Annotated in this window: 4 protein-coding genes and 1 riboswitch; of the genes, 2 read left to right on the forward strand and 2 right to left on the reverse strand. The window is 75.4% G+C overall.

Annotated elements, in window-relative coordinates:
• Positions 1 to 17: 17 nt before the first annotated feature.
• The gene (locus ACFWEK_RS19640) at positions 18 to 1,283 is read right to left on the reverse strand and encodes an O-succinylhomoserine sulfhydrylase (protein ID WP_430555129.1); all 1,266 of its coding nucleotides are present in this window, start codon (positions 1,281 to 1,283) and stop codon (positions 18 to 20) included.
• The gene (locus tag ACFWEK_RS19645; protein WP_430555130.1) at positions 1,280 to 1,759 is read right to left on the reverse strand and encodes a rhodanese-like domain-containing protein; all 480 of its coding nucleotides are present in this window, start codon (positions 1,757 to 1,759) and stop codon (positions 1,280 to 1,282) included. The genes ACFWEK_RS19640 and ACFWEK_RS19645 overlap by 4 nt, the downstream gene beginning before the upstream one ends.
• A gap of 265 nt (positions 1,760 to 2,024) precedes the next feature.
• On the opposite strand from ACFWEK_RS19645, the gene ACFWEK_RS19650 reads away from it, so the two are divergent.
• Positions 2,025 to 2,195: a hypothetical protein gene (locus ACFWEK_RS19650; protein ID WP_430555131.1), complete on the forward strand. Its 171-nt coding sequence runs from the start codon at positions 2,025 to 2,027 to the stop codon at positions 2,193 to 2,195.
• Positions 2,196 to 2,369: 174 nt separating this feature from the next.
• Positions 2,370 to 2,486, forward strand: a riboswitch (SAM riboswitch).
• Positions 2,487 to 2,520: 34 nt separating this feature from the next.
• Positions 2,521 to 3,963 carry an aminotransferase class V-fold PLP-dependent enzyme gene (locus ACFWEK_RS19655; protein ID WP_430555132.1) on the forward strand — a complete coding sequence of 481 codons (1,443 nt, stop codon included), beginning with the start codon at positions 2,521 to 2,523 and terminating at the stop codon, positions 3,961 to 3,963.
• Positions 3,964 to 4,016: the final 53 nt, after the last annotated feature.

Below are 4,016 nucleotides of genomic sequence, written 5' to 3' on the forward strand. Positions count from 1 at the left end.
GGGAATTCCTGGGATCCTCAGACGCGCAGGGCCTGCTCCACGTCCTCGACGATGTCGCGCGGGTCCTCGAGACCGATCGACAGCCGCACGGTGGTCTCGGCGATGCCGACCTTGGCGCGGCCCGCCGGGCCGAGCGTGCGGTGCGTCGTCGTGGCGGGGTGCGTGATGATCGACTTAGCGTCGCCGAGGTTGTTGGAGATGTCGACGACCAGCAGGGCGTCGAGGAACGCGAACGTCCGCTTCTTCGCCTCCGCCGGCTCGGTGCCCTCGGGCACCGCGAGGTCGAACGTCACGACCGTGCCGCCGCCCGACTGCTGCGCCTTGGCGAGCTCGTGCTGCGGGTGCGAGGGCAGGAACGGGTAGCGCACGCCGGTCACGCCGTCGAGCTCCTCGAGCGCGGTCGCGACCTCCAGCGCCGCCGCATTCTGGGCGCGCACGCGCACGTCGAGCGTCTCCAGGCCCTTGAGCAGCACCCACGCGTTGAACGGGCTCAGCGACGGGCCGGTGTTGCGCACGAACGTCTGCACCGGCCCGGTGAGGAACTCCTCCGAGCCGAGGATCGCGCCGCCGAGCACACGGCCCTGGCCGTCGATGTGCTTGGTGGCCGAGTACACGACGACGTCGGCGCCGAGCTCGAGCGGCTTCTGCAGGACGGGCGTCGCGAACACGTTGTCCACCACGACGACGGCGCCCGCGGCGTGCGCGAGCTCCGCCACCCGCCGCACGTCGACGAGGTCCTGCATGGGGTTGGACGGCGACTCGAAGAACACGACGTCGGCCGGCGTGGCGAGGGCCTCCTCCCACTGGGAGGTCACGTGCCCGTCGACCAGGTCGACGCGCACCCCCCACTTGGCGAGGATCTCGTCGTAGATGACGTTCGTCGACCCGAACAGGGCCCGCGCCGACACGATGCGCGAACCGCTGGAGACCAGCGCGGCGAGGGTGTTGAACACCGCCGACATGCCCGACGCCGTGGCGTAGCAGGCCTCGGCGCCCTCGATGAGGCGCAGCCGCTCCTCGAACGTGTGCACCGTCGGGTTGCCGTACCTCGAGTACAGGAACTGGGACCGCTCGCCGGCGAACGCCGCCTCGGCGTCCGCTGCCGAGCCGTAGGTGTACCCCTGGGTGAGGAACAGGCCCTCGGACATCTCCTGGAAGTCCGAGCGGCGGTGCCCGCCGCGCACGGCGAGCGTCGCGGGCCGCACCGTGGCGGGCAGCGGGCGCGAGCCGCCGAAGGTCGTGGGGTCGGCGCCCGGGCCGGTCGGGACCTGCGCGTCGCTCATCGCGCCTGCTCCGCGGCCTGCTGCGTCGCGGCGGCGTCGTACGCGCCCCAGGGCAGGCCGCGCACCTTCCAGCCCTCGCGGTCACGCACGCCGTCGAAACCGGGACCGCCCTCGAAGCCCTCGAGCACGTTGTACGCCGGGCCCAGGCCCGACGACGTCGCGAGCCGCGCCGCGCCGATGGAGCGCTGGCCGGAGCGACAGAGGAAGACGAGCGGTCGGTCCGCGGTGACGCCCGCGGCGGCGAGCTCGGCGAGGAAGCCGGCGTTCGGGCGCCCGCCCGCCTGCACCCACTCGACGAAGAGCGGCTCCTTGCCGGCGGTCGCGGTGTCGGGCACGCCGATGGCGCGCCACTCGCCCTCGGTGCGCACGTCCACCAGGACGGCGTCCGGGTCGCCGGCGAGCAGGTCCCACGCCTGTTGCGGGGTGAGGTCGCCGGCGTAGCCCTCGGCGGGGCGGGGTTCGATCTGGGTGCTCATGGCAGTCCTCCCATCGGTCGTGGCGGTAGCACCCTCGTCCGGTACGGCCGCCGTCGCCGGCGACCGGCCCGCGGGTTGCTGCGGCGTCGACGTGCCACGTCACTCGGCCGCTCGGGATGGTCCTGGCGATCGTACGCCCGCCGTCCGCGTGCTGGTCACCCCGTCTCGCGAGGCGAACGCCGCGCGTCCCCTGGGCGCCCGCCTTCCGTGAAAGGTAAAGTCACGGTCAGGTTCCGGAAATGACCGCATCCACAGGAGGCGCGCCATGGCCATCCTCGCCACGATCAAGGGCTGGTTCCGGCGCGAGCGGGAGGAGCCGCTGGAACGCCCTCGCGACCTGCCGCCGCCGCGCCCCGAGGGCGGGCGCCCGTACGAGGCGCCCTACCCCCAGGGCGCGGACAACGTGCTCGGCTGGCGCGACGGCCCCGGCATTTGACCCGCGGTCCGCCCGCGTCGGGTCGGCCGCCCTCGCCGACGTGGGCCTGCGGGGGCGCGCCGGAGGGCAGGACGGTGCCAGGGGGCGCGCGGCCGGCGTCCCACGCGCCCGCATCGTGAGAAGGGCCGGGGCTCCGCTTGACCGTGGGGTGCTGCGCACGCACGATGGGCGGCAGGTCAAGAGCGCCAGCGCGAAGCCCCGGCTCGCTGGCCGGCAACCCTCCTCTCGCGGCGGGGTGCCCCGGGTGACGACCTGGCCCCGCGCCGTCCGGCGTGCGGGCAAGCGCGGGGAGCCACCTCCCCGGCACGACCGAGGAGGACCACGCATGACCACGCTCACCACTGCGCCTGCGGTGCCCGCCGCGCGCGCCGCCGCCGTGCACGACGTCGCCCCCGTGCTGCCCGTCGTCGGCGGCGACACGCTCGTGCCGCTCGTCGACGGCCGCCAGGTGCCGTACGCCAACCTCGACGTCGCGGCGTCGGCGCCCGCCCTGCAGGCCGTGGCGGACCGGGTCGCGCGCGTGCTGCCGCTGTACGCCAGCGTGCACCGCGGCGCCGGTTACCTGTCCCAGGTCTCGACCGCCCTGTACGAGACGGCGCGCCGCACGATCGGCGCGTTCGTCGGCGCCCGCGAGGACGACCTCACGATCGTCACCCGCAACACCACGGACTCGCTCAACCTGCTCGCGGGCTGCGTGCCCGCCGACCCGGCCACCGGCGAGCCGGGCCGCGTCCTCGTGCTCGACATCGAGCACCACGCCAACCTGCTGCCCTGGCAGCGCGTCACCGACGCGACCGTCGTCACCGGCGGGCCGTCCGTGTCGGCCACCCTCGCGGAGATCGAGGAGGAGCTGAGCTCCGCCGCCGCGGCGGGCCGCCCCTACGCCCTGCTGGCGCTCACCGGCGCGTCGAACGTGACCGGCGAGGCGCTGCCCGTGGCCGACGTCGTCGCCGCGGCGCACGGAGCGGGCGCGCGCGTCGTGCTCGACGGTGCCCAGCTGGTGCCGCACCGCCGCTTCTCGCTCGCGGGGACGGGCGTCGACTACGTCGCCTTCTCGGGCCACAAGACGTACGCGCCCTTCGGGGCGGGCGCCCTGGTCGGACGGCGCGACTGGCTCGACGCCGGCACCCCGTACCTCGCCGGCGGCGGGGCCGTGCGCCGGGTGCGCACCACCACCACCGAGTGGCACGAGGGCCCCGCCCGGCACGAGGCGGGCTCGCCCAACGTCGTGGGCGCGGTGGCGCTCGCGGCCGCGTGCGACGAGCTCGCCGCCCTCGATCCGTGGGTCGCCGGCGAGCACGAGGACGCCCTGCGGCGCCGGCTCGTGGACGGGCTGGGCGAGGTCGAGCGCGTCGAGGTCGTGCACGTGTGGGACGACGCCGTCGACCCGGTGGGGGTCGTCACGTTCACCGTCGCCGGGTACGACCCGGGCCTCGTCGCCGCGTACCTGTCCGCGGAGCACGGCATCGGCGTGCGCGACGGGCGGTTCTGCGCCCACCCCCTGCTCGGCCGCCTCGGGTTCGACGCCGGCGCCGTGCGCGCGTCGGTGGGCCTCGGGACGGCGGGCGAGGAGGTCGAGCGGCTCGTCGCGGCCGTCCGCTCGCTCGTGACCGAGGGGCCGCAGGCGCAGTACGACGTCGTGGACGGGCTGTGGGTCGTCGTCGACGATCCCCGCCCCGTGCCCGACGGCTCCGGCCTCGAGGGGCTGCTCGCCACCGCCGCGCTGGGCGCCGACGAAGCCTTCGGCTGCCTGCCCGACGACCTCTGAGCAGTCGGTCCCGCCCCAGCGGGGCATGACGACGGGGCGCCACCGTGCGGTGG

This window comes from Isoptericola sp. NPDC060257 (assembly GCF_042726645.1).
Lineage (GTDB): Bacteria > Actinomycetota > Actinomycetes > Actinomycetales > Cellulomonadaceae > Isoptericola > Isoptericola nanjingensis.

What these genes read in the sequence shown, in the direction of transcription:
- ACFWEK_RS19640 (WP_430555129.1), bottom strand. Translation starts at nt 1,283, where the DNA reads ATGAGCGACGCGCAGGTCCCGACCGGCCCGGGCGCCGACCCCACGACC.
- ACFWEK_RS19645 (WP_430555130.1), bottom strand. Translation starts at nt 1,759, where the DNA reads ATGAGCACCCAGATCGAACCCCGCCCCGCCGAGGGCTACGCCGGCGAC.
- ACFWEK_RS19650 (WP_430555131.1), top strand. Translation starts at nt 2,025, where the DNA reads ATGGCCATCCTCGCCACGATCAAGGGCTGGTTCCGGCGCGAGCGGGAG.
- ACFWEK_RS19655 (WP_430555132.1), top strand. Translation starts at nt 2,521, where the DNA reads ATGACCACGCTCACCACTGCGCCTGCGGTGCCCGCCGCGCGCGCCGCC.